At 66.1% G+C, this 23,885-nt stretch carries 22 protein-coding genes; 8 read left to right on the forward strand and 14 right to left on the reverse strand.

Features of this window, described 5'->3' with window-relative positions; all coding sequences use genetic code 11:
- Both AC1DXX_RS27130 and AC1DXX_RS27135 read right to left on the reverse strand, forming a co-directional pair.
- A partial coding sequence (locus AC1DXX_RS27130) for a hypothetical protein (RefSeq protein WP_478137309.1) occupies positions 1-1,328 on the reverse strand: 1,328 nt, incomplete at its 3' end.
- Positions 1,329-1,330: 2 nt separating this feature from the next.
- Complete coding sequence (locus tag AC1DXX_RS27135; RefSeq protein WP_478137310.1) at positions 1,331-2,845, reverse strand: DGQHR domain-containing protein; 1,515 nt, start codon at positions 2,843-2,845, stop codon at positions 1,331-1,333.
- Positions 2,846-3,188: 343 nt separating this feature from the next.
- Here AC1DXX_RS27135 and AC1DXX_RS27140 point away from each other — a divergent pair, with 343 nt between their 5' ends.
- The 7 genes from AC1DXX_RS27140 (at position 3,189) to AC1DXX_RS27170 (ending at position 11,038) form a co-directional block, all read left to right on the forward strand.
- Positions 3,189-4,391, forward strand: coding sequence for an MFS transporter (locus AC1DXX_RS27140; protein ID WP_478137311.1), 1,203 nt, complete (start codon positions 3,189-3,191; stop codon positions 4,389-4,391).
- A 64-nt stretch (positions 4,392-4,455) separates the two neighbouring features.
- Complete coding sequence (dkgB, locus tag AC1DXX_RS27145; RefSeq protein WP_478137312.1) at positions 4,456-5,271, forward strand: 2,5-didehydrogluconate reductase DkgB; 816 nt, start codon at positions 4,456-4,458, stop codon at positions 5,269-5,271.
- A 138-nt stretch (positions 5,272-5,409) separates the two neighbouring features.
- Positions 5,410-6,459 (forward strand): MerR family transcriptional regulator, encoded by a 1,050-nt coding sequence (locus tag AC1DXX_RS27150; RefSeq protein ID WP_478137313.1) that lies wholly within the window; start codon positions 5,410-5,412, stop codon positions 6,457-6,459.
- A gap of 24 nt (positions 6,460-6,483) precedes the next feature.
- On the forward strand, positions 6,484-7,944 hold the full coding sequence (locus tag AC1DXX_RS27155) for a carotenoid oxygenase family protein (RefSeq protein ID WP_478137314.1): 1,461 nt from the start codon (positions 6,484-6,486) through the stop codon (positions 7,942-7,944).
- Between the two features lie 244 nt (positions 7,945-8,188).
- Positions 8,189-10,615 (forward strand): PDZ domain-containing protein, encoded by a 2,427-nt coding sequence (locus AC1DXX_RS27160; protein ID WP_478137315.1) that lies wholly within the window; start codon positions 8,189-8,191, stop codon positions 10,613-10,615.
- A 79-nt stretch (positions 10,616-10,694) separates the two neighbouring features.
- Positions 10,695-10,862: a hypothetical protein gene (locus tag AC1DXX_RS27165; RefSeq protein ID WP_478137316.1), complete on the forward strand. Its 168-nt coding sequence runs from the start codon at positions 10,695-10,697 to the stop codon at positions 10,860-10,862.
- Positions 10,859-11,038: a hypothetical protein gene (locus AC1DXX_RS27170; protein WP_478137317.1), complete on the forward strand. Its 180-nt coding sequence runs from the start codon at positions 10,859-10,861 to the stop codon at positions 11,036-11,038. Before AC1DXX_RS27165 ends, AC1DXX_RS27170 begins: the two co-directional genes overlap by 4 nt.
- Before the next feature lie 320 nt (positions 11,039-11,358).
- Here AC1DXX_RS27170 and AC1DXX_RS27175 read toward each other — a convergent pair whose 3' ends face one another.
- Entirely contained in the window at positions 11,359-11,937 is a 579-nt protein-coding gene (locus AC1DXX_RS27175; RefSeq protein WP_478137318.1) for a YceI family protein, read from the reverse strand.
- The gene (locus AC1DXX_RS27180) at positions 11,934-12,233 is read right to left on the reverse strand and encodes a hypothetical protein (protein ID WP_478137319.1); all 300 of its coding nucleotides are present in this window, start codon (positions 12,231-12,233) and stop codon (positions 11,934-11,936) included. Before AC1DXX_RS27180 ends, AC1DXX_RS27175 begins: the two co-directional genes overlap by 4 nt.
- A gap of 195 nt (positions 12,234-12,428) precedes the next feature.
- On the opposite strand from AC1DXX_RS27180, the gene AC1DXX_RS27185 reads away from it, so the two are divergent.
- Positions 12,429-12,737 carry a hypothetical protein gene (locus AC1DXX_RS27185; protein ID WP_478137320.1) on the forward strand — a complete coding sequence of 103 codons (309 nt, stop codon included), beginning with the start codon at positions 12,429-12,431 and terminating at the stop codon, positions 12,735-12,737.
- Positions 12,738-12,751: 14 nt separating this feature from the next.
- Here AC1DXX_RS27185 and AC1DXX_RS27190 read toward each other — a convergent pair whose 3' ends face one another.
- The 10 genes from AC1DXX_RS27190 to AC1DXX_RS27235 all read right to left on the reverse strand — a co-directional run bounded on the left by AC1DXX_RS27190 (position 12,752) and on the right by AC1DXX_RS27235 (position 23,877).
- Entirely contained in the window at positions 12,752-13,789 is a 1,038-nt protein-coding gene (locus AC1DXX_RS27190) for a diguanylate cyclase (RefSeq protein ID WP_478137321.1), read from the reverse strand.
- Positions 13,786-14,826 carry a chemotaxis-specific protein-glutamate methyltransferase CheB gene (gene cheB, locus AC1DXX_RS27195; RefSeq protein WP_478137322.1) on the reverse strand — a complete coding sequence of 347 codons (1,041 nt, stop codon included), beginning with the start codon at positions 14,824-14,826 and terminating at the stop codon, positions 13,786-13,788. Before cheB ends, AC1DXX_RS27190 begins: the two co-directional genes overlap by 4 nt.
- Positions 14,823-17,072, reverse strand: coding sequence for a hybrid sensor histidine kinase/response regulator (locus tag AC1DXX_RS27200; protein WP_478137323.1), 2,250 nt, complete (start codon positions 17,070-17,072; stop codon positions 14,823-14,825). Before AC1DXX_RS27200 ends, cheB begins: the two co-directional genes overlap by 4 nt.
- Entirely contained in the window at positions 17,069-17,767 is a 699-nt protein-coding gene (locus AC1DXX_RS27205) for a chemotaxis protein CheW (protein WP_478137324.1), read from the reverse strand. Before AC1DXX_RS27205 ends, AC1DXX_RS27200 begins: the two co-directional genes overlap by 4 nt.
- A gap of 3 nt (positions 17,768-17,770) precedes the next feature.
- On the reverse strand, positions 17,771-19,033 hold the full coding sequence (locus AC1DXX_RS27210; protein WP_478137325.1) for a CheR family methyltransferase: 1,263 nt from the start codon (positions 19,031-19,033) through the stop codon (positions 17,771-17,773).
- Positions 19,033-19,494, reverse strand: a complete 462-nt coding sequence (locus AC1DXX_RS27215; protein WP_478137326.1) for a chemotaxis protein CheW — start codon at positions 19,492-19,494, stop codon at positions 19,033-19,035. The genes AC1DXX_RS27210 and AC1DXX_RS27215 overlap by 1 nt, the downstream gene beginning before the upstream one ends.
- 20 nt (positions 19,495-19,514) lie before the next feature.
- Entirely contained in the window at positions 19,515-21,143 is a 1,629-nt protein-coding gene (locus tag AC1DXX_RS27220; RefSeq protein WP_478137327.1) for a methyl-accepting chemotaxis protein, read from the reverse strand.
- 182 nt (positions 21,144-21,325) lie between these two features.
- On the reverse strand, positions 21,326-22,042 hold the full coding sequence (locus AC1DXX_RS27225; protein WP_478137328.1) for a hypothetical protein: 717 nt from the start codon (positions 22,040-22,042) through the stop codon (positions 21,326-21,328).
- A gap of 71 nt (positions 22,043-22,113) precedes the next feature.
- Entirely contained in the window at positions 22,114-23,103 is a 990-nt protein-coding gene (locus AC1DXX_RS27230; RefSeq protein ID WP_478137329.1) for an alpha/beta hydrolase, read from the reverse strand.
- 6 nt (positions 23,104-23,109) lie between these two features.
- Positions 23,110-23,877 (reverse strand): coniferyl-alcohol dehydrogenase, encoded by a 768-nt coding sequence (locus AC1DXX_RS27235; protein ID WP_478137330.1) that lies wholly within the window; start codon positions 23,875-23,877, stop codon positions 23,110-23,112.
- Between the last annotated feature and the right edge of the window lie 8 nt (positions 23,878-23,885).

A 23,885-nucleotide genomic window follows, 5' to 3' on the forward strand; every position in this document is an offset into this window, starting at 1 on the left:
AAGCTCCACTGCACGACTCGCTCAGCTTGCGATAGCAAATGAGTTTTTATTTTTGAGCTACTCATCAAAGCAGCCAATGAGGTGCTTCCCTTTGCGTATTCATTCTCTAGTTGTTCAGATGCATCAGCACAATCAAGGTAGAGATCCATTCGACTACTTGGAATCTCTGAACGCTCTGAGACCAATCCCTGTAGTTCCGCAAGGCCATCTAACCAAAATCCAAGTTGAGACTCTTGTCCCGCGTCTCGGAGTAAGTTCTGCGTCATCCCAGTCGCTACTCGCAATAGCAAACTTGCCCTTGCAAGGGCAGGCCTTGGCGTTGCGGGGGACGCAGAATAGTCTTGAGCATGCTGAAGCAATGGGTGATCTGCCTCCAGAGGATTCGCAAGAAAGTCGATCGGTATCGACTGAAGCACGGGAGCAGCACCGACGAGCCTTTCATAAGCCGCACGCAGCTCTGCCTCCAAAACGTTGGCAGCAATAGGATCAGGAGTGCCGTGTAGCCGCAACGAGTCACTGGCTTCTTTTCGCAGCGCTGATCGCACTATGTGTTTGTCTAGTTGAAGGAACGCGGCTCCCGGCGAAGGTTCGAGAACTCGCCAAAGCGATGTCACTAGTTCCATACTCTCTTGGACGTTTGCTCGATGCGGAGTGAGGATATGAGGGTTGTAGCTGCAGCGATTCCTAAATCCTTTGTCCTCAGCTCCAACTTCCAAGTCATACAACCAATCCGAAATCCATCCCGAAGACGTTGTCGCCGCGTTTACACCTGGGTACGCGTACTGAACAATATCCGGGACGGATTCTCCAAAAATGCGAGTTGCAGCTGCAATTGCCGCGCTCGCCCCGGTAGAACTCTTAATCAAGAAGCCGAGAGCGAGCCACACCATCTCGTGCGTGGGATGCCGTCCTAGCGAATGAATCGCACCGTGTGCATCGAGTACGCAGTTCCAAGTGTTGAAGGCCCCACAGCCCGAGGCTGAAAGAATAGATTGAGCAGCACGCAGTTCAGCGTAGTACGCAAAGTGCCAAGATGAATGTGCATCACCCATGAGATACGAGTGCAGCGCCCTCGAAAGGTAACTCCAGCCGTCAGCACAATGTGTTGGTGCCGCGGCAGCCAAATACTCAGACAAGGAAGCACCCGGAATCGCCTGCGCCCCTCCAGGTCGATGATCTTTGTCGATGCCCGCAACGGCAACATGCGCACCTGGCAGCCACGCGCCAGTTACAGGGAATGCAAAACCGGTCATCGCTTGGACGATAGACGTCCGATCCGCAAGTAAGAGTGTTGCCTCTTCAGCAGAGCTAAAAGTTGGGGCAGCCATCCTCAGCTCTTCTCGCTTGCCAGGATCTGCGCAGCTACCTCACCTAGTTCTGTGTTCTCTTTTGCGAGCAAGCCAAGAAGCTCTTGACGTACCCGACCATACCCACCGGTTCCTCGGAATCCCACCTTGGTTAACTCCTCCTCAGGCGTCAGATCCGGGGCATCACTCGAGCGCCAATCAAACTCCGCCAAGATCGCGACAGCCTGCGCAATCTCGTTCTGAAATGGCTGCTCCGCCATCTCGACGAGACTTCGGTCGATATCCTCGCTTCGAGTTTCTCCCGCATCAATATCGTCCATCCGCCATTTGTCCAGTTGAAGCCTGCTCGCAGAGCGATACAGAACATCGTTAAGCGCAATGCAGAATCCGCGAACCCCTTGCTCCTGATTCAGGAGAGTTTTTGGCCCAAGGAACGCGAGGTCAAAGCCATCCTGTAAATCAATCTGCGGCGCAGTTGGCTCACGGAGCGAGGCCGGCCAACCCTCTACCTTGCTAGCTACCGCGTCGCGCAATTTCTGCCAGAGAAAAATAAGAAACGCGGCCTGCTGCGGCCGACTCCAGTCCAATGGTCCCGTTGTCGACGACAGGTTCGCCGCAAAAAGCCCCTTCCGACTTCTTCCTACCAGACCCGGGCTTAGAAACGAGTTGTAGATCGCCTGCACCCATCCCGCTTGGGAGACCCAGCCTGACTTTCGCTCGCCCAGCATGTTGATACGCCCCTTCCATGGACTCGCACTGTGACGGAAGAGCAAATCAGTAAGTTCTTGCGCTCGCGCTTCACGGTATACGTGCACGGCAGAGACACTTTCCAGCCAATCCTGCGTTCGAAGCAACGGAAATAAGTCATAAGCATGACTTGGATTTATCTTCTTTGGCGAAACATTGATTGACCAGAAAAGATAGGCTTGCCATCCCATGTCCAATCCATGAAACGCCACTACCGGAAGTTCGAAGTCATCCGGTAGTCCAGACGCCTCGTCGAACGCAAAGAGACGGTGTTGCCCATCGATAACTTCAATCGGCGCCAAGCCCTTTGGCTCCCAAGCACTTTCAGCAACTCCACTTGGCAAGACGATCTGTACCGCACCATTCGTCACTTCCACTTCGAGCGCATCTGACGCATCCACTGTCTTGCCTCGACGTTGATCTCCAGGCTTGAGAAAGTTGACGACGATTGCCGTTGGAAGCCACCCGGGCTTCTTGAGCGAGTCGTTGGCCTCGTCGGCTTTTTGTTTTCCAGATAAATCACCGAAGGGATAGCCGGCACGGACATACTCTCCGATCTTCTGCGATCGGTCTTTCTCGTGCAGTCGCTGTATGCCTGTTGCGTCAGAACCTTCGCGCCTCCGAACATACACACCCGATAGTTTGCGCAGCTGCTTGGCGGACATCGAGAAGACCAAGAGCTGTTCGGGCGGCTTCTTACGCTCGTTTGCTTCAGGAAACGGGTATCCATCCCACTCAGCAAGCCATTGCTTGCACTGGATGGCGGCGATGCGTTGCTGATTCTTGGTCAAGAGATCCCCTCATTCCTGTAAGAGTAGCCATCTAGCCGACGAAGCGTCAGCCATACCGAGGAGTACGTGTCTCCCGGCTTATTTCTGTGGCCGAATAATAAGGCCACCCAAATGTGTTTCAGCCCCGCATTTAGCCTTGGGGATCGAACAAAGTACGGGGCAACAAATGACAGCCTGTCTAGCAATGCGAACCAGTTGTCAACGCGAGCCTACTCTCCGAGATGAACGCCTGCTGTGCAGGCATTTATTATTGATTTGAAGTCAATATTATTGTTCTGAACTGAGGGTTTTTCTGCAAAGGTAATCCCAAGACACTCCTCCACATCCAAGAAGGAGTGCCCTCATGCCAATCGCCCTACTCGCGCTGACCCTCAGCGCCTTCGCCATCGGGACGACCGAGTTCGTCATCGTTGGCCTCATCCCCACGGTCGCCGCCGACCTCGGCATCGGCCTTCCCTCGGCCGGCCTGCTGGTCAGCCTCTACGCGCTGGGCGTCGCCATCGGCGCGCCGGTGCTCACCGCCCTCACGGGCAAGCTGCCGCGCAAGGCGCTGCTGCTCGGGCTGATGGCCCTCTTCACGCTCGGCAATCTGCTGGCGTGGAAGGCGCCGAGCTATGAATCGCTGATTGCCGCCCGCGTGCTCACGGGGCTGGCGCACGGCGTGTTCTTCTCGATCGGCTCGACCATCGCCACCGGCCTGGTGCCGAAGGAAAAGGCCGCCAGCGCCATCGCGATCATGTTCACCGGGCTCACGGTGGCGCTGGTCACGGGGGTGCCGCTGGGCACGTTCATCGGGCAGCACTTCGGCTGGCGCGAAACCTTCCTGGCCGTGTCCGCGCTGGGCGTGATCGCCTTCATCGGCAGCTGGATCTTCATTCCCCACAACATCCGCCACACGCCGCCGGCCTCGCTGGCGCAGCAGGCCAAAGTGCTTGGCGAGCCGCGCCTGTTGCTGGTGTATGCCAAGACGGCCATCGGCTACGGCGGCTCGTTCATTCCCTTCACCTTTCTCGCGCCGATCCTCACGGACGTGTCGGGCTTCAGCGCCGGCGCGGTGGGCTGGGTGATGCTGGTGTACGGCGTGTCGGTGGCGGTGGGCAACATCTGGGGCGGCAAACTGGCCGACCGCATGGGGCCGATTCCGGCGCTGAAGATCATCTTTGCGCTGCTGGCCGCGGTGCTGCTGGTCTTCAACTTCGCGGCGCCGCACAAGTGGCTGGCGCTGGTGGCGGTGCTGATGTGGGGCGCCGTGGCCTTCGGCAACGTGCCGGGCCTGCAGGTGTATGTGGTGAAGCAGGCCGAACGCTTCACGCCGCAGGCGGTGGACGTGGCCTCGGGCCTGAACATCGCGGCCTTCAACCTGGGCATTGCCCTCGCGGCCTGGGCCGGCGGCCTGATCGTGACGCACCTCGGGCTGATGCACACGCCCTGGATCGGCGCGCTGGTGGTGCTGGTGTCGCTGGCCCTCACGCAGTGGAGCGGCACGCTGGACCGCCGCGCCGGCATTCCGGTGCGGGCCTCGGGGCCGATGCCGGTCGGCCACTGACCGCCCTCTTTCTTGCCTCTCTCCATTTATTTGTTTATTGATTCAAACGCACAAGGACAACACCATGACATCCAACAACACCATTCCCACCTTCGGCCTCGGCACCTTCCGCCTCAAGGGCCAGGTGGTAATCGACTCGGTGAAGAACGGCCTCGACGTGGGCTACCGCACGATCGACACGGCGCAGATCTACGGCAATGAGGCCGAGGTGGGCCAGGCCATCGCCGAAAGCGGCGTGGCCCGCAAGGACCTGTTCATCACCACCAAGATCTGGACCGACAACTACGCCAAGGACAAGCTGGTGCCCAGCCTGAAAGACAGCCTCGCCAAGCTGCGCACCGACCATGTGGACCTGACGCTGATCCACTGGCCCTCGCCCGGCAACGCGGTGCCGGTGGCCGAGTTCATGGGCGCGCTGGCCGAGGCCAAGGCGCAGGGGCTCACCAAGCACATTGGCGTGTCGAACTTCAACATCGCGCTGATGAAGGAAGCCATCGCGGCCGTGGGCACGAAGGAGATCGCCACCAACCAGATCGAGCTGCACCCGTACCTGCAGAACCGCAAGGTGGCGGAGTTCGCAAAGAGCCAGGGCATCCACATCACCTCGTACATGACGCTGGCCTACGGCAAGGTGATTGCCGACCCGGTGATCAAGGCGATGGCCAAGGCGCACGACGCGACGGCCGCGCAGGTGGTGCTGGCCTGGGCGATGCAGCTGGGTTACGCGGTGATTCCGTCGTCGACGAAGCGCGCGAACCTTGAGAGCAATCTGAAGGCGCAGCAGCTGCGGCTGACGGATGCCGAGATGGCGCAGATCGCGGCGCTCGACCGCGGCGAGCGGCTCACCGACCCGGCCGGCCTGTCGCCGGCGTGGGACTGAGCTGTCGGCCACACCGTCGCTTCGGCGGCCTGAGGCCGGCACGACACGCCCTCGACGGGCAAAAAGTTGCTTGACCCTCTCGCAACGTCACGGTCTACGATGCCTTTCACTTGAAGAGAGAGAGAAGGCGGAGAAGGCATGTTTCTGAAGATCGGCGAACTCGCCCGGCGCGCGGGCCTCACCGTGCGCGCACTGCGGCACTACGGCGACATCGGTCTGCTGGTGCCATCCGAACGTTCCAGCGGCGGCTACCGCCTGTACGACCGCAAGGACGTGGCGCGGCTCTACCGGATCCAGGCACTGCGGCGGCTCGATCTTTCGCTGACCGAGATCGGCGCACTGCTCGACAAGAACGCCGCCGGCGGGCTGTCGGACATCGTCGAGCGGCAGGTGGCGCAGCTCGACCGCGAGATCCGGCAGGCGTCTGCCCTGCGCACGCACCTGCTGGCGATGCAGGGCCAGTTGCAGGCGAGCGAGGAGCCGGCCATCGACGACTGGTTGGTCGCGCTCGAAAGCATGGTCGCCGGCTCGAAGTATTTCAGCGACGACGAACTGCGCACGCTGACCTCGCAGCGCGACAGCCTGGCCGAGGCGGCCGCGCCCGAGCGCGCCGGGCTCGCAGCCCTGCTCCACGAACTGGTCTCGACGGGCGCACCGCCCGAAAGCCCGCAGGCGCAGGCACTGGCCCGCCGCTGGATCGCACTGCTGCTCGAAGAAACCGGCGGCGATGAAGGCCTGCTGATGAAGCTCTACAGCATGCATTGGAACGAGCCTTCGCTGCATTCATTGACGGGTGTCGACCGGGACGGCATGCGCTACATCTCGCAGGCCATGGCCTTCGCGCGCCTGCAGCTGTATGCCGCGTACTGCAGCGCCGACGAAATGACGGCGCTGCGCTCGCACTACGTCGCGCAGACCGACGCATGGCCACCGCTCATTGCCGACGTGCGGCATCGAATGCTGCAAGGCACGCCCGCGGGCAGCGCGGAAATGCGCGTGCTCGCGCTGCGGTGGCAGGCGCTCTCGCTGGCCAAGGCAGGCGGCGACGCGGCGTTGCACGTCAAGCTGCTGGACGCGTTCCGCAGCGACCCAGCCTTGCGCGCCGGCTCCGGCATCGACACGCCCCTGGCCGCCTACATAGGGCAGGCCATCGCGCAGCTCGATGCAGCGCCCACCCCGATCCCCTGAACGAATCCGCAAGGACAAAAGAACGTGAACGCACCGACACAGGCCAACCCTCATTTCTTCACCGGCAACTACGCGCCGATCTCCGAGGAGCACGACATCGCGGTGCTCGACACCGAAGGCACCATCCCGCCCGGGCTTTCAGGCAGCCTCTACCGCGTGGGGCCGAATCCGCACCATGCACCGCGCGACGGCAACTACCACTGGTTTTCCGGCGACGGCATGGTGCATGCATTCCACATCGACGAGGGCCGGGTGTCGTACAGCAACCGCTGGGCGCGCACGCCCAAGTGGCAGCTGGAAAACGAGACCGGGCGCGCGCTCTTCGGCACCTTCGGCAACCCGGCCACCAGCGACCCGCTGGCGCAGGGCCGCAACGGCGGCACGGCGAACACCAACATGCTGTGGCACGGCAACCGGTTGTTTGCGCTGGAAGAGTCGCACCAGCCCTTCGAGCTCGATGCGCATACGCTGGCATCCAAGGGACACCAGAGTTTTGGTGACCGCCTCATGTCGCGTTGCACTGCGCACCCGAAGGTCGACCCAGAAAGCGGCGAGCTGCACTTCTTCGCCTACTCGCCCGACGGCCCGGGTTCGCCGACCATGCTCTACGGGGTGATGGACCGCGATTGCGAAGTGACCGGGCTGCAGTCGTTCACCGCGCCGTACGCCAGCATGGCGCACGACTTCATGGTGACGCGCGGGCATGTGCTCTTTCCGGTCATGCCGCTGACGCTCAGCGTGGAACGCGCGATGCGCGGCAAGCCCTTGCTGGCGTGGGATGCGCAGCTGCGCACGCATGTGGGCGTGATGCGGCGCGGCAGCGCCACCGACACCCTGCGCTGGTTCGAGGCCGAGGCCTGCCATGTGTTCCATGTGATGAATGCGTGGGACGACGGCGACACGCTGGTGGCGTATGTGATGCAGTCGGAAACGGCGCCGGGCCTGCCCGATGCCGAAGGCCGGCCCGGCGACCCCGAGGCCATGGCCGCGCGCCTGTGCCGCTGGACCTTCGATCTCGCAGGCACCGGCGCCGGATTCCGCCGCGAATACCTCGACGATCTGGTGGCGGAATTCCCGCGCATCGACGAGCGCTACGCGGGGCGCCGCAACCGCTACGGCTTCTACACCTGCCATGCCACGCAGCGCCCGCGGGGCGATGCCGAGAGCGTGCTCTACGACAGCCTGGCCCGCTTCGATTTCGAGACCGGCGAGCGCTGCATGTACACGCTCCCGCACGGGGACGTGGTGTCGGAGCCGGTGTTCGTGCCGCGCACCGCCGATGCGGCGGAGGGCGACGGCTGGCTGCTGGCGGTGGCATGGCGGGCGCAGGAAAAGCGCAGCGACCTGCTGGTGCTCGACGCGACCGACGTGGCCGCCGGGCCTGTGGCGATCGCACGGCTCCCGCATCGCGTGCCGTTCGGCTTTCATGGGAACTGGCGCAGCAACGCCGGGCACGGCAGCCGGCGTGCGTTCACTCGGTCTTGATGGCCTCGACCTGGATACGCAGCGTGACGTCGGGCTTGAAGCCCCATTGCGGCTGGTGGTCGAGCCCGAAGGCATCACGCTGCTCGGGGTCGATCTCGCAGGTGGCGGGTAGCGGACAACCCGGCGTGCGAGGAGAAAACCTGGTTCAGGCGATGCGCCGTGTGCGACGATCGCGGGCGGCTGCTTTCGGCAAAGCCCTGCGCGCCACAAGGCGGTGATCAGAACAACAACAGGACATTCACGCATGCGATTCCTCATCGGGCTGCTCGCACTCGGAATTCATTGGGCAGCACTTGCCAGCATGCCCACATGGCGGGGCGTCGAGGTCCGAAAATTCGCGCAATCTGCCGCGCAGCCCGACCTGGTGTATGCCGTTGGCATCGGCATGCTTTTTCGCTCCGACGATCGCGGCCGGACATGGAATTCGTTGCGCATACCTCAACCCGTCACGATCGCCGACCTGCACGTCGATCCAAAGGACGCGCAGCATTTATGGGTGCTTGCCAGCGACCGGGGTAGCGAAGGGAAACCCGGTTTGCATGAATCATTCGATGCGGGACGGCAATGGGTCCAACGCGCGCCATTGAAATTCTCGGAACCGAATGGCGCTGCCGGCGGCAGCTTCCTGCCCACCCGATTGGTCGTTCCTGCCGATGGACAGACTCGCGACTGGTGGGCCTACGACGGCCGCTGGTTCCGTTCGTCCGACAGCGGCCGCACGTGGACTCGGCAGCGCGACGGCGAGCTTGCGTCCAACGCAGTGCAAGGACACTCGTTCAGCTACAGCCTGGACGACGGCGTGCTCTGGCGATCCGGCGATGCGGAGCGGTCCTGGGAGCAGGTCCACGAGTTCGAGAGCCCGGTAAGGACAGGGCGTCGCACGGGCATGCCGTCGAACCTGATCGCGCTCAATGACGACGACCTCGTCGTGCGCAACGGCCAGGGCAACTGGCTGCAAAGCAACGATCGCGGATCGAGCTGGACGCGGGCAAGCAACGGCTTCCAGAACCTGGACCCGCAGCGACCGGACTCTGCAGACACAGGACCTGCAGCACCGTTCGGCGGCGAGACCTGGTGCAGTGTTCATCGCTCACCCGCCGTGGCGACCATGCTGCTGGCGCGTTGCGTCTGGGACAACGGCTCCTTCCCGCGTTCGACCTGCGTTCACGTCAGTACCGATGCGGGCAAGTCGTGGACACCACCACGGACACCAGGGAATCGGCCCGACTCCGGCTGCATGTCCCCTGGCCTGCCTGGAGGGTGGACGTCGACGGCACTGCTGCTGGACGCGGCAGACCCGCAGCGCATGCTGGCCGCGTGGCAGGCCGGTGGTCTTTACCGGAGCGACGATGGTGGCGCAAGCTGGCAGGCGTCGGACACAGGGCTCATGTTTCGCGGCGCCCGGGCGTCCGAGACCGACTGGCTTGCCATGGGCGAGCCTGCCATCGTTCAGGCGGTGCTCTACAGAGACCGCGAGTTGCTCCTGCGCACACTCGCAAGTGGCGTCGATATCAACACCCCGGGCAATCGTTTCGGGGGCGTGCTCGACGCCGATATGGCCGTGCGCGAAAGTGAATCCGAAGGGCGGCGAACCCTCACGCCGATGATGTGGCCCGAGCTGCGCAAATTGGGCGCCACGTCCTTTGCCGTCCCGCAGCCGGACAGAAGAAGACTGCTGACGCGCGCCCTCGAGCTGAAGCTGAACGACATCGCGGAAGAACTGATTCGCCAGGGCTACGACTGGGGGGCCGTCGCCACTACGGCTTCAGGGCCAAGTGAGGATGCACCGGAAGGCGAACTCGGCGAATTGCTGAGCCGGGGCGAGCGCTTCGGATTGGTGCCAGCTCGCGTCGAGCAGTTGATCAGCATGTACATCGAGGCTGCGCGGTTCCCCTCCGCGGACCAGACGACGCTGGACCTGCTGAACGCCAACCGGCCCACGCTGGCCGTCAAGGTGCTGAAGGCATCCAGCCGCATGGTCCCTTTCGATCTGCAGCGCACGCAACCCCGGGCACCGAGGCTGGCGATCGCCGCAGGCCTGTTGAGCGCGGGGAAGAAACCTTGGGCCCGACGGATCTTCGCGACCATACCGAAGGCGGCGATCGAAGCCAACACACTGGCGGCGGATGAATTCATCCGTGCGATCGGAACCGACTGCGACCCGACCGAAGGCGCCTGGTACAGGGAACGAGGCGTTCCGTTGAAATTGGCATGGAGCCACCCACACTGCTTGTCCGACAAGAAGTACCCGGCCTCCGTCAGGCACCGCATGCTGCGCGCGATGGATGCGGACGGTGGCATTCCTCCGGAAAGCTGGAACCTCTGGCTGGATGATGAAGACAAAGCTTGGCTCAGGAAGACGGCGATCTACCAGCGGGATCTGCGCGACGAGAAGGCTCGCGGCAAGGGCATCGTCGGCATTCAACTGGCCAACGACCTGGCGAGCGGCGAACTGGCGGTCAAGGGCATCATTGCGGGCTCAAGCGCCGATGAGCAAGGCCTGCGCCCGGGCGACGTGATCCGGTCTGTGGACGGCCGCTCGACCCGCCTCCAATCACACGGCCAGGTCATCCAGCGGATCATCGGCCAGCCTGGTACATGGGTCAGCCTTGGCCTGCTGCGGGCCGGCCTGCCAATGACAGTGCGACTTCAGCGGCAATTGCGCCCTTGAACCGCCCGACAAGCCGGCACGCGGCGAGAACATGACGACGAAGGGCGAATGAATCGGCGACGGGCGCTTCCTGCACGACGTGACGCAGGGCACCTTCAACGGCCAGCCGTACTTTCGTGCGGGCTTCCTCGGCTACAACAACATGGACCAGCGCTACGAGTGGGTGGCGGCCGGCAACTTCACGCTCATAGCCTACAGGCGTGCAACGACAGCGGGCCGGCCTCCACCGGACAGCCCATCGACATGAAGGGGCAGTTCACCGACCTCGGCATCACGGGCGAGCAGAACGTGGGCAAGAACATTCCGATGCGCACGGTGGTGCGCATCGAAAACGAGAACCGGCATGTGTTCGAGATCTACTTCACCCCGCCCGGCGGCACCGAAGTGCTGGCCGATCGGATGGTGTTCACGCGCGTGCCCTGAGAGCCTGTCTACGATCTTGGGGCTGCGTTGAGGCTTGTTGTTCAGGGCGCGCTCACGCCGACGGTGTGATCGCTCAGAGCACTTGTTGATCGGCCAGCACTACAGCCGCGCCTCTCGTGCACAGGGCACCGGGTGCTCCCCGCAGCGAAATAAAGGAGGAGCGAAGCGGGGGACATTCGCGGAGGGGAGCACCCGGTGTCCTGTGCACGCGCCCCGAACGGACCGCACACCACAACACCTGCAACTCACCCTAACAGGGCATCTGCATGGTCCCGAATAGATCGTAAACAGGCTCTGCGCCCGCTGCACTTGGTGCGCGTTCACTCGGCCTTGATGGCCTCGACCTGGATGCGCAGCGTGACGTCGGGCTTGAAGCCCCACTGCGGCTGGTAGTCGATCCCGAAGGCATCGCGCTTGAAGTGGCCGGATGCGTCGGCGCCGCAGTAGTCGCGCTTGAGCATCGGGTGCGGAACGCACTTGAAGGAATTGATCTTGAGCGACACCGGCCGGGTCACGCCATGCATCGTGAGCTCGCCGGCCAGCGTGGTGGGCGCGCCGTTGATGAAGCCGCCGAGCTTGCCCTTGTAGGTGATGGCGGGGTGCTTGGCGGCATCGAGCTGCTCGGGGCCGGCCACGTATTCGGCCACCTTGGCGTGGCCGAAGTCGATGCTGGCCGTTTCGATGGTCACGTCCACCGTGCCCGTGCCCGCGGCCTTGTCGAGCATGACCTTGCCTGTTGTCTTGTTGAACCTGCCGCGCCATATCGAGAGGCCCATGTGGTCGGCCTCGAAGCTGGGGTAGGTGTGCTCGGGGTCGATCTCGTAGGTGGCGGGCGCGGCCGCGGCGCTGGCGCAGGCGCCGAGGACGCAGAGGGAATACAGAAGTTTGCTTTTCGTCATGGCAGGGCTGTCTCCATCGATGAAGCTCGTTCTTGAAAGGCAGGTTCGGCGTTCCGAATCCGCCGGAGAACGGACTCTAGCGCGTTCGCCTCCACAGGGGTGAGCGCGAGCGCCAGGCGTCGGAACCCGGCCTGGTAGCAGGGCAGCATCAACGCCGCCGTGAGCGCGTGGACGGCGTCGTTGCGCGCGATGTGCTCGTGGCACGCAGCAATGCTTCGGTAGATTTCGAGCGCCTGTGCCACCCGGCCGGCAGGTTGCGGGGTTGCAGTGTTCGTTTCGGTACGCATGCGCGTCATCGCCCAACTCCTTGTGGCGCGCCTCGGATGGCGCCGCAGGACGACTCTATTCAGTCGGGAGCGCAGCGGGGAGTAACAACATCGTCGTGAATCCACCCCCCACAATCGGCCGTCATGCATGCATACCGCCACCTTCTGCCTCTTGCGCTGCTCATCGGGTCGACACACTGCCTTTCGTCCACCAGCATCGACCAGATGCGCTCCAACGATGTGAGCCACGGYCTCTACGAAATACGGGAAGAAGCCCGCAATTTCGTCGCGCGCGAGAACGCGAAGAATCGCGATCAATGGGAGGCGCTGGAGCCCAACCTGAAAGTCTTCGTTCCAAGATGCGCGGTGCCTCTGACAGCGCGATGGGATGCGATCCGGTGGCACGCGATATCGAAGAGCGGGGAACTGTCGGAACGCAGTCGCCGCGTCATCGCCGTGACATGCCCGCGCGCCGCGGGCTCCTCGCCAACGTGGGACGTGCATGTGCCGGTGACGCAGCGTGCAAGCAACTGATCAGGCGTGACCCGTCACTGTCCGCTCCCGCCCTCGTACATCACCTCCTGGTTCTTGCCGGCCCGCTTGGCCTCGTAGAGCGCCTTGTCGGCGGCCTCGATGAGATCGAGAAACGAGCCTTCGCGCGAAGGAATCACCGATGCGCCACCGACGCTCACGGTCAGAAACCCGGCCACCGAGGACTGGCCATGCACCAGCCCCAGGTTCTGCACCGACAGGCGAAGCTTCCTGGCCACGGCGAATGCGCCCTCCTCGGGCGTGGTCCGCATGATCAGCGCAAACTCCTCGCCGCCGAAGCGGGCGACGAGATCGGTCGATCGGCTGACATTCAGCTGCAAGGTGCTCGCCACCTTCTTCAAGACCTCGTCGCCGGCCAGGTGGCCATAGGTGTCGTTGTATTGCTTGAAGTCGTCGATGTCGATCATGAGCACGGAGAGTGCGCTCTGGTCGCGCAGCGCCCGGTTCCATTCCTCCTGGATGTATTCGTCGAAACGGCGCCGGTTGAAGACCCCGGTGAGTCCGTCCGAATGGGTCATTCGCTGCAGCTCGATGTTCTTCTCCATCAGCTGCCGCTGGCTCTCGCGCAGTGCGCGATAGGCCTCGTCGCGCTGCAGCTGGTTCTGGTACGCCTTCGAGTGGTAGCGGATGCGCGCGACCAGTTCGACCTGGCTCGGCAGCTTGACGAGATAGTCGTTGGCGCCGGCCGCGAAGGCGTCGCCCTTGGCCGCCGGGTCTTCCTTGGTGGACAGCACCACGATCGGTATGTCCGCGGTGGCCGGATTGGCACGGTACCGGCGAACCAGCGTCAGGCCGTCGATGGTGGGCATGACCAGGTCCTGCAAGATCACGGTCGCCCTCACCTGCTCGGCCACCGCGAGCGCTTCGGCCGGATCGGAGCAGTAGTGGAAATCGATGTTCGGCTGATTCAGCAGCGCGCGCCGCACCGCCTCGCCCACCATCGCCTGGTCGTCGACCAGCAGCACCATGACCCGGTCGGCCTTGCCAACGGACGGCCTGGGCTCGCCGCTGTCTCTCGATTCGGTTTCGGTCATCGTGATCCCCCGGGTTCGGTCTGGGTGGAAAGAACGCTGCACACTTGCGCCGCGATCGCCTCGATCGGCAGGATGTCGACCGCGGCGTCCAGCGCGACTGCGGCCTTGGGCATGCCATAGACGGCGCTGCTGGCCTGGTCCTGCGCGATGGTGTGGTGGCCCTTGTCGCGCAAGGCTTTCAGGCCGTGCGCACCGTCGCGCCCCATGCCGGTCAGCAGCACACCGACGATCTCGCCGCGCCACAGCGTGCAGGCGCTGTGGAAGAACACGTCGACGGACGGGCGGTAGACATAGCTCTGCGGGGCGCGCGTGTAGGCGAGCCGCTCGCGCGCGACCAGCCGCAGATGGTCGTTGGTCGCCGCGAGCAGCACCTTGCCGGGGGCAGGCCGATCGCCTTCCCGGGCCAGCTCGACCGGCAGCGCCGAATGCTGCGCCAGCCAGTGCGCCATGCCGGCGGCGAACTGCTCGTCGACGTGCTGGACGATGACGACGGCAGCGGGAAAGTCGGCCGGCAGGCCGCGCAGCAGCGTGGCCAGCGCCGCCGGTCCGCCGGCCGATGCGCCGATCGCGACCAGGCTCCCCGGGCGGGCCCCGTCGGCTGCCGCGGCGAACCGCGCCCCGCCGGTATCGGAGCGGCCGCGGTCGCCGATCAGCTTGGCGATGATCTCGATCTTCGCCAGCACGGGTGCGGCGCCGGCCCGCGGATCGCCGCTGCCGATGACCGGCGCATCGACGACGTCGAGCGCACCGTGGCCCATCGCCTCGAAGATGCGGGCGGTGTTGGCACCCATGTCGGCGGTGACGAGCAGGATGGCGCACGGCGTCGCGGACATGATGCGGCGCGTGGCCTCGACGCCGTCCATTTCCGGCATCAGCAGGTCCATGAGGATGAGGTCGGGCCTCAGCTCGGTGCAGCGCTGCACCGCCTGCGCGCCGTTCTCGGCCACCCAGACGACGTGGTGCTCGGGCCGCAGCGCCAGCACGCGCCGCAAGGCCTCCACCGCCAGCGGCATGTCGTTGACGATGGCGATCTTCATGCGACGGCCTCGCCGATCAGGTCGACCACCGCCTGGAGCAGCGTCTCGTCGTGAAAACTGCCCTTGGTCAGGTAGTGGTCGGCGCCGGCCTCCAGCCCGCGCCGGCGGTCTTCGGCGCGGTCCTTGTACGACATGATCATGACCGGCAGGGACTTGAGGTTGGGGTTCTTCTTGACCAGTGCCACCAGCTCGATGCCGTCCAGGCGCGGCATGTCGACGTCGGTCACCAGCAGGTCGAAGTGGCCGGTGCGCACGGCGTTCCAGCCGTCCATGCCATCGACGGCCACCTCGACGTCGTAGCCGTGCTGCGCAAGCAGCTTGCGCTCGAGCTCGCGCACCGTCAGCGAGTCGTCGACCACCAGCACGCGCTTGCGCTTGCTGCCATCGGCGGCGGCATGGCCCGGCTGGGCCTGGCTCAGGTGGCCGGACGCGATGAGCTTCTGCACGGAGCGGATCATGTCCTCGACGTCGATGATGAGCACCGGCGAGCCGTCCTCCATCAGCGCACCGGCGCTGATGTCCTTGATCTTGCCCAGGCGCGGGTCGAGCGCGTGCACCACGAGTTCGCGCTCGCCGAGGAAGCGGTCCACCACCACGCCATAGGTCTCGCCGTGGTCGCCGATGACGACGACCGCCAGGTCGCCGCCGGCGGCCTGGGGCTCCCCCGCCTGCAGGATCTGGTGCGCGGTGACGAGCCCGATGCGCCGCCCTTCGACCTCGATGTGCTGCCGCCCTTCGAGCAGCTCGACCTGCTGCGGCGCGACTTTGGAGGTGCGCACGATGCGCGCCAGCGGAAAGGCATACGGCTCGCCGCCGACGTCCGCGAGCAAGGTGCGCACGACCGAAAGCGTGAGCGGCAATTGCAGCTGAAAGCGCGTGCCGTGCCCGGCCTGCGTCGACACGCGCACGCTGCCGCGCACCTGCTTCACCATGTCCTGCACGGCGTCCAGCCCGACGCCGCGGCCCGAAATGTCGGTCACGCGGTCGCTGAGGGTGAAGCCGGGCAGGAACAGGAACTCCAGCAGTTCGGCCTCGGACAGCTCGGCCGCGAGCTCGGCCTTGGTGTGGTTGCGCTCGACCACGGCGCGGCGCATCGCATCGAGGGAAATGCCCTGTCCATCGTCGGAGACGGAGATCTCCAGCGCACCGGCGCTGTGGCGTGCTTCGAGTCGGACCACGCCTTCCGCGGGCTTGCCCGCGGCACGGCGCTGCTCGGGCGACTCGATGCCGTGGCCGACCGCATTGCGCAGCAGGTGGCCCAGCGGGGCGTCCAGTCTCTCGAGCACGTCGCGGTCTACCGGCGTCGCGGCACCCACGATGTCGAGCCTGACCTGCTTGCCGAGCGAGCGGCCGAGGTCGCGCAGCATGCGCGGCGTGGCATGGACACCGTCGGCGAACGGCCGCATGCGGCAGGCCACCGCCTCGTCGTACAGCCGGCGCGACAGGTCGGCCGAGCGCCGCTCGAAAGTCTCCATATCGGCCAGCCCCTGCGTCAGCAGATGCTCGCACTCGATGACGCGCCGCTTGATGTCGTGCAGTGCGGCGCGGGCGTGCTCTTCCGGAGATGCTGTCGGCACGTCGCCGTCGTGCAGCGCGTCGAGCCTTTGCACGGTCTCGTGCTGCAGCCGCTTGAGTCGCAGCAGCGAGTCGGCGAAGGGCCGAAGCCAGCGCGCGGCCACCAGCGATTCGCCGGCCAGGCCGAGCAGCCGGTTCAGGTTGTCGGCGCTGACGCGCACGACGCGGTCCGGAGCGGCGCTTTCGGCCAGGGCGGGAGGCGCCCTCGAGAGGGCGTCCGATGCCGGCGCCGCCGCGTCCGGCACCACCGCGTCCGGCGCCGGATCGCTTTGGCCGTTGTCCTGCATCGCGCTTTCCAGCGCCTCGACGAATGCCTTCACCTGCGGCGAGTCGAGGGGGTCCATCTCCGGGGAATGCGCGAAGCGCGCGAGCAGATCCACGCCACCGAGCAGCAGGTCGATGTGGCCCTGGCGCAATCGCAGCCGGCCGTCCTGCGCGGCGACGAAGCAGTCTTCCATGGCGTGGGCCACGCCGACCGCGGTGCCGATGTCGACGATGCGTGCGGCGCCCTTGAGCGAATGGGCGGCGCGCATGCAGGCCTCGAGCTGGTCGGCCGCCTCCGGGTCCCGCTCCAGGGCGAGCAGCCCCGCCGTCAGCAGGGGCGCCTGGTTCTCCACCTCGACGCGGAACAGCTCCAGCATCGACAGCTCGCTGAGGTCTTTGGCGGTCACGCCAGGCTCCGGTGAAGTGTGTAGAACAGCAATTGCTCGTCGAGCAGGCCGACCATGTGCTCGTGCCACGGCAGGATCGCCCTGGAATAAGGGGCCGTGGCTCGGGCGACGGTGGCCGGCACCTCCTTCAACGTGCCGGGGTCGAAGCGCGCGATGCCGTGCATTTCGTCGACCGCGAAGCCGAGTCGCTGGCCGTCGAGGCCGATCACCACCAGGCGCCGCAATGCCGCGCGCTGACGTGCATGCCCGGTCTCCGCGGCGTGCGTCAGGCCGAGCATGCTGCCGAGCAGCACGCAGACCAGCAATTCGCCGCGCACATTGGCCACGCCCTGCACGATGCCCCCGCGCCGGCCGGGCAGCGAATGGATCGCAGGCAGGGAGGCAACTTCCAGGAAGACCGGCGTCGGCAAGGCCAGCCATTCGGCCCCGATGCGAAAGACGACCGCCGAGTCCATATCGGCCGGGCCGGCCTTGGGGGCCTGGGCCATGTGGCGGGTGCATTCGGCCAGGTAGTCGGGTGGCGCCTCCCGGTCCAGCAGGGCCAGCGCGGCGGCGGCATGAACCGGACACCGGTTGCAGTGCACGTGCTGCTTCAGTTGCGGGCAGGTGCCGTCGCCTTGCACGCCGATGCGATTCCAGCAATCGTCGATGGCGGCATGCCCTGGGCCTTCGGCGAGGATCGGTGCGGCATCCATCGATCAGGCCCCGCCGCCCTGGTGCAGCCGGCTCGCACGCCGCTGCAGGCGCTGCGCACCGGCCTCGTCGCCGCGCTTGCGCAGCAGCAGCGCGAGGTGGACCAGCGCTTCGTGATGATCCGGCTCCAGGTAGAGCGCCTTGCGGTACTGGTCGGCCGCATCCTCCGTGTTGCCGCTCGCGTCGCGCACCAGGCCGAGCAGGTGGAACACCTCGGCCGAGGGACCGTGCCGGCTCAGGTGTGCTTCGCAATGCGCTGCGGCGTCGGCCAGGTGACCCTGGTCGGCAAGACGCCGCGCGCGGTCGATGCCGGTCGACGCTTCGGCCGGCGCCGCAGCAGCCCTCGGCATCGCGGCCGGAGCGGGGACCATGCGGGGCCGGGCCGTGGGTGGGGGTGGGGCCGCGGGCACCGGGGCCCGCGTGCGCACGGGCATGGCGGGCGGAGGCGCCGCGCGGAGCTTGACGTCGCTGCCGGCGGCCGGCCCCTTGCGGAAGGCGAACGCGAGCGGAAGCTTCGCGGAGATGAAGCCGTGGTCCGACAGCAAGGCCGTCTCCGAGGGGCCGACGAACAGCCAGCCGCGCGGCTTGAGCAGCCGCGTCAACACCGCGATGGCGCGGTCCTGCGTGGCGCGATCGAAGTAGATCAGCACGTTGCGGCAAAAGATGATGTCGTAGCGTTCCGCCTCGGCCATGAGGCCGTCCAGCAGGTTGCCGTGCCGGAACTGCACCGGTCGGCGCACCGCGTCCACAGGGCTGTGGCCGCCCGTGGTCGCGACGAAGTAGCGCTCGCGGAACGCCAGGTCGCTGCCGCGAAACGAGTTGCGGCCGTACACCGCACGCTGCGCCCGCGCCAGCGCGCGGGTGCTGATGTCGACGGCATCGATGTGCAGCGCGTTTTCCGCAAAGCCGGCATCCAGCAGTGCCATGGCCAGCGAGTAGGGCTCCTCTCCCGTCGAGCACGGCACGCTCAGCAGGCGCAGGCCCGCCTGTGCCTGCGGGGGCCGCCCGTCTTCGCAAAGCAGGCGTGCCAGCGCTGCGAAGGACGCCGGGTCGCGGAAGAACCAGGTCTCCGGCACGACCACGGCCTCGATGAGTTCCTGCAACTCGGGCGCAGAGCTGACGAGCCGCTCCCAGTAGGCCTGCGCATGCGGCAGCTGGCAGGCCGCCAGCCGCTCCTGCACCGCGCGCTGGACGACGGCCGAGCCGATCGAGGCGGCGTCCAGGCCCATCGTCTGCTTCAGCAGCTGCTCGAACGGGGCAACGTCCATCACGCGGCCACCGTCTCTTTGAACAGCAGTGCCTGCAGCGGCGGCGGCAGCAGGTGCCGCACCTCGATGCGCTGGATCAACCCGCGCGCGTCGGCAATCACCGGGCCCAGGTAGGACGCCGCATCGATGCTGACGCCGGCCGGAACGAAGTCGCCCTCGTCGCAGCGCAGCGTTTCGGTCGCGCGTTCGGCCAGCAGGCCCAGCAGGTGGGGCCCGCGGGCCGGGTCGGGAAAATGCACGAGCACGATGCGCGTGCTCAGGCGGTTCGCACAGGGGCGGCCGAGCGCCAGTTGACCGAGATCGATCACCGGCGCCGGGCTCCCCCGGTAATGGCACAGGCCGGCCACCGCCGGGGGCGCGTGGGGAATCTCTTTCACGCCGAGCCGCGGCAGCACGGCGACGACCTGGCCCGCGTCGAGCGCGTAGCGTTCAGTGCCGAGTTGAAAGAGGAGGAACAGCATCTGGCCGGCCCTCGCTTGCCTCACGCCTCCGCCAGTTTGAAGCGCGAGACGCCGCTGCGCAGGCCGCCGGCGGCCAGGTGCAGGCCGTCGATCGCCTGGCCGGACTGGCGCAGCGAGTCGACGGTCTGCTGGGCGGCTTCGCTCAATTGCGTGAGCGCCTGGCTGATCTGCTCGGCGCCGGTGGCCTGCGCCTGCACGCCCTCGCTGACCGCCACGAAACGCGGCGCCAGCGCCTGCACCTGCGCGATGATCTGCGACAGCTGCGTGCCGACCTGCTGCACCTCCTGCATGCCGCGGCGAACCTCCTCGGAAAACTTGTCCATGCCCATCACGCCGGCCGACACGGCCGACTGGATCTCCTTGACCATCTGCTCGATGTCGTAGGTGGCCACGGCCGTCTGGTCAGCGAGCCGGCGGATCTCCGTGGCGACCACGCCGAAGCCGCGCCCGAATTCGCCGGCCTTCTCGGCCTCGATGGCCGCGTTCAGCGACAGCAGGTTGGTCTGGTCTGCCACCTTGGTGATGGTGGTGACGACCTGGTTGATGTTGCCGGCCTTTTCGCTCAGCACGGCGAGCTTGGCGTTGATCGACCCGACGGCTTCCATCACCTTGTGCATGGTCTCCGCCATGCGCTGCAGACCGTCCTGCCCACCGCCCGCCAGCGTGGCCGTTTCCTCGGCAACCTCCGACACCTCGCTCATGGTCCGCACCAGTTCGCGCGAGGTGGCGGAAATCTCCCGGGACGTGGCGCCGATCTCGGTGGTCGTCGCGGCGATCTCGCTGGCGGTGGCCTGCTGTTCCTTGGAGGTGGCGGCGATCTCGGTCGCGGAGGTGTTGACCTGGATGCCGGACTTCTGCACCTGGCCGAACAGCACCGTCAGCTGCTCCGTCATGCGATTGAACCCCTGCGCCAGCGTGCCGAACTCGTCGCGCCGCTCCAGGTCCATCCGCTGCGTGAAATCGCCGGCGCCGATCGCATCGGCAACCGTGAGCAAGCGGCCCAGCGGCCGCGTGATCGACTGCAGCAGCACGTAGCCGAGCGCCAGCGCCAGCAACAGGGCGGCGGCGAGACTGAGCACGATGGCCACGTTGGCGGTCGTCACCGCCCCCATGATCTGCCGGGCCGCCGCCTCGCCATTCGACGCGTTGAAGTCGGCGACGACCTGGAGGGCGGCGCGGATCTTCGCGAACTGCGGATCGAGCTGGCTGTGCAGCAGCACTTTGGCCTCCTGATTCTTGTTTTCCGTGCTCAACCGCAGGACATCCTCCTGCGTGCGCACGTAGGCGGCGCGAAGGTTCAGGAATGCGTCGAAGTTCTCCCGGTCCTTGGCCGTGAAGATGGTGGCCTCATAGCTCCGGGCCAGCTTCTCGAGATTGGCCCGGTTGACCTGCAGCTGCGCGTCGACACTGCGCATCTCGGCATCTTCGGTTTCGAGAACGTGCTTCTGCGTGAGCGCGAAATTGTCGAGCCAGGCAGCCATCAGCTGACCGCTGACCGCCATCCCCGGCACGGCATCCTTCTGGATGACGGTCGCGTCCACAGCCACGCGCGCAAGGCAGACGTAGGCGACAGCGCCCATGACAATCATCAGTGCCAGCACGGCGGCGAAGCTGGCAAGAATGCGCTGTCGTATGGTCCAGGTGTTCATCAGGTTCGTGGCATGGCCATCCATCGCGCTCGCCAAATCCGGGAGGTTGGCAGGATTGCGTCGCGACATTGGGCGCAGGCCAAGTTGTTGTCAAGCTGGGGTTTTAGGCAGCAGTCTTTATGCCTCCTGTTCCAGCCGGCCGATCGCCCTGGCAATGCAGCGCCGCAGTGTGGACTGAACGCTCAGTCGGCCCGGCACCACCGGCCGGAATCCGGGCAGACGACGGCCCGTTCGCCATTCACCAGCACTTGCTCTTCGTCCAGCTGCAACGCGGTCGAAGGGTCGATGTCGAAGGCGACCCGGAGTGCGCGCCCCACATGGGCATCTTCGATGGGAAGCTCCCAGGTCAGGAACAGTTGGGTGCAGTCCTGGCCGGGTGCGAAGTCGGCCACGTCGAAGCCGCTGCTGCGGCGTTGAATGACGGCATGGGGCTGCCCCGTATCGAAGATCACGGCCGTCCCCCGCACAAGGGGGATGCGCAGACCTGCAGATGGGAAATGCAGGTCGAGCCCCTTGTCCTCGCTCAGGAAGAGATTGCAGAAGGCCGCGCCGCCATATTGCGCACCGTCGTGGTGGTACCTCGCGCCGCGGCAGGCCATGAGGGCGACGTCGCTGGCGGCCAGCACCTCGGGCAGCCCGAGCGTGCGCGTCCAATCGGACACCGCCTGCACGCAGAGCCTGTAGTCCGGCCAGCGCGCTCGCGCCCGGGCCAGAGGCAAGGGCTCGACGTCGCCGGGCTCCAGGAACAGGCGTGAAGAGATTTCCCTTTCCCAATCTGCAAGCAGGCGTGCCGGGGGCGCAGGCACGTCGAGCGTGCCCGACAGCACGACATCGCTCACGCTTCGGCTGCGGATGGCGTCGCCACTCCAGAAATAGGAAACAAGGTGGTCCCGGCTCATCTGGGCCAGTGTAGTAAGGCTGCGGGACCCAACTTGAAGACGCGGCCGCCCAGGGTGAGGCACCGCCTCCTTCAGCGATCGGGCTGGGAACGGGGCAACAGCTGCGAGCGCAACCACGCGGCCAAGTCGGCCATCACCTGGGTGCCCAGCGCCGATACCGCGGTGAAGTGAATGCAGGCGTGGATGGCACCGGGGTAGTGGCGGTGCGCGGTCGGCACGCCGGCCTGCGCGATGCGCAGCGCCAGCGCATGGCCTTCGTCGCGCAGCGGGTCGTGGCCCATGGTGGCCAGCCAGGTGGGCGGCAGCGTGTGCAGTGCCTGCGATTGCAGCAAGGCGAAATCGGCGTGCCGCGCCAGCGCCTGGCGCCCGCCGAGGTAGCAGTCGACGAACCATTGCATGACGCCGGTGGTGAGGAACTTGCCCTCGCCGTTCTCGGCCATCGAAGGGCTCGGCTCGCTGTAGTGCTGGGCGACGGGATAGACGAGGCCCAGCGCACGCGGCGCGATCGTGCCGGCTGCACGCAGTGCCGCCACGGTGGCGAGCTGCGCACCCGCGCTGTCGCCGGCCAATGCGATGCGCGACGGATCGGCGCCGAGCTCGCGCGCGTGCGCGGCCACCCAGCGCAGCGCACAGGCCACGTCGTCCACCGCCGCCGGAAAGGGATGCTCGGGCGCCAGCCGGTAGTCCACCGCCACCACCACGGCGGCCACGTCGTGGCACAGGGTGCGGCACACCTTGTCGTGGGTTTCGAGGTCGCCGATCACGAAACCGCCACCGTGCACGTAGAGCAGCAAGGGAAGCGGCCCCTGCGCGTCGGGCTGGTAGATGCGCAGCGTCAACGGGCTGCCGGGTCCGTCGATGACGCGGTCGTTCGCCGAAGCGATGGCCGGCGCCGGCAGGCCCAGGCCGGCGGCCAGGTCGCGGTAGACCTGGCGCGCCACCGGCGGCGGCAGCGACTCCAGCGGCGGGTGGCCCTGGGCGGCGGCCTGCGCCAGGAAGCCGGCCAGCGCCGGGTCGAGGGGCGCCGTGTCGAGCACGGCAGCAATGGAGGTGTGGCTCATCGCGCGTCAGATGTAGGTCGATGCCAGACCGCCGTCGACCGGGATGTTGGCGCCGCTGATCCAGCGCGCCTCGTCGCTGCACAGCCACGCGATCACCGGCGCGATCTCGTCGGCGAAACCGGGGCGCAGCATGCGGTGCGCATCGGCCTGCACCCGCTCCTGGCCGAGCATGCTCACGAAGTCGCCCAGGATCGGCGTGAACACCGGGCCCGGCGCGACGCAGTTCATGCGCACGCCGTGCTCCAGGAACCATTGCTGCGACTGCGTGGCGCTCCAGACGATCAGCGCTTCCTTGAAGTACTGGTAGCAGGTCTCCTGCGGCACGGGATGGTCGCGCAGCCAATGGGCGCCGGCCTCGAAGCCTTGCGCGGCGGCCAGGGCCTTGTGCGGCGCCAGGCGCTGCGGCCATTCGGCGCCGAGGACGGAAGCCACGTTGACGATGGAACCGCCGCGCGGGATGCGTGGCAGCGCCTGTTCGGTCAGATGGCGCAGCCCCAGGTAGTTGACGTCGGCGACCAGCTTCGCCGGCGCCGTGCCGGGCACACCGGCGATGTTGCACAGCGCGTCGAAGCGCTCGGGCAATTGCGCCACGGCCGCGTCGATGGCGGCGGCAGAACTCAGGTCGGCCTTGACGAAGGCGTCGAGCGTGAGGCTGGGGTCGTTGCGGTCCACGCCAATGACGCGGGCGCCGGCAAAGCGCGCGACGCGTACCACCTCGGCGCCGATGCCCGACGACACGCCGGTGACGACGATGGTTTTTCCTTGAAGCTGCATGTGTGTGT

It is taken from the genome of Variovorax sp. P4_B10 (assembly GCF_056402375.1).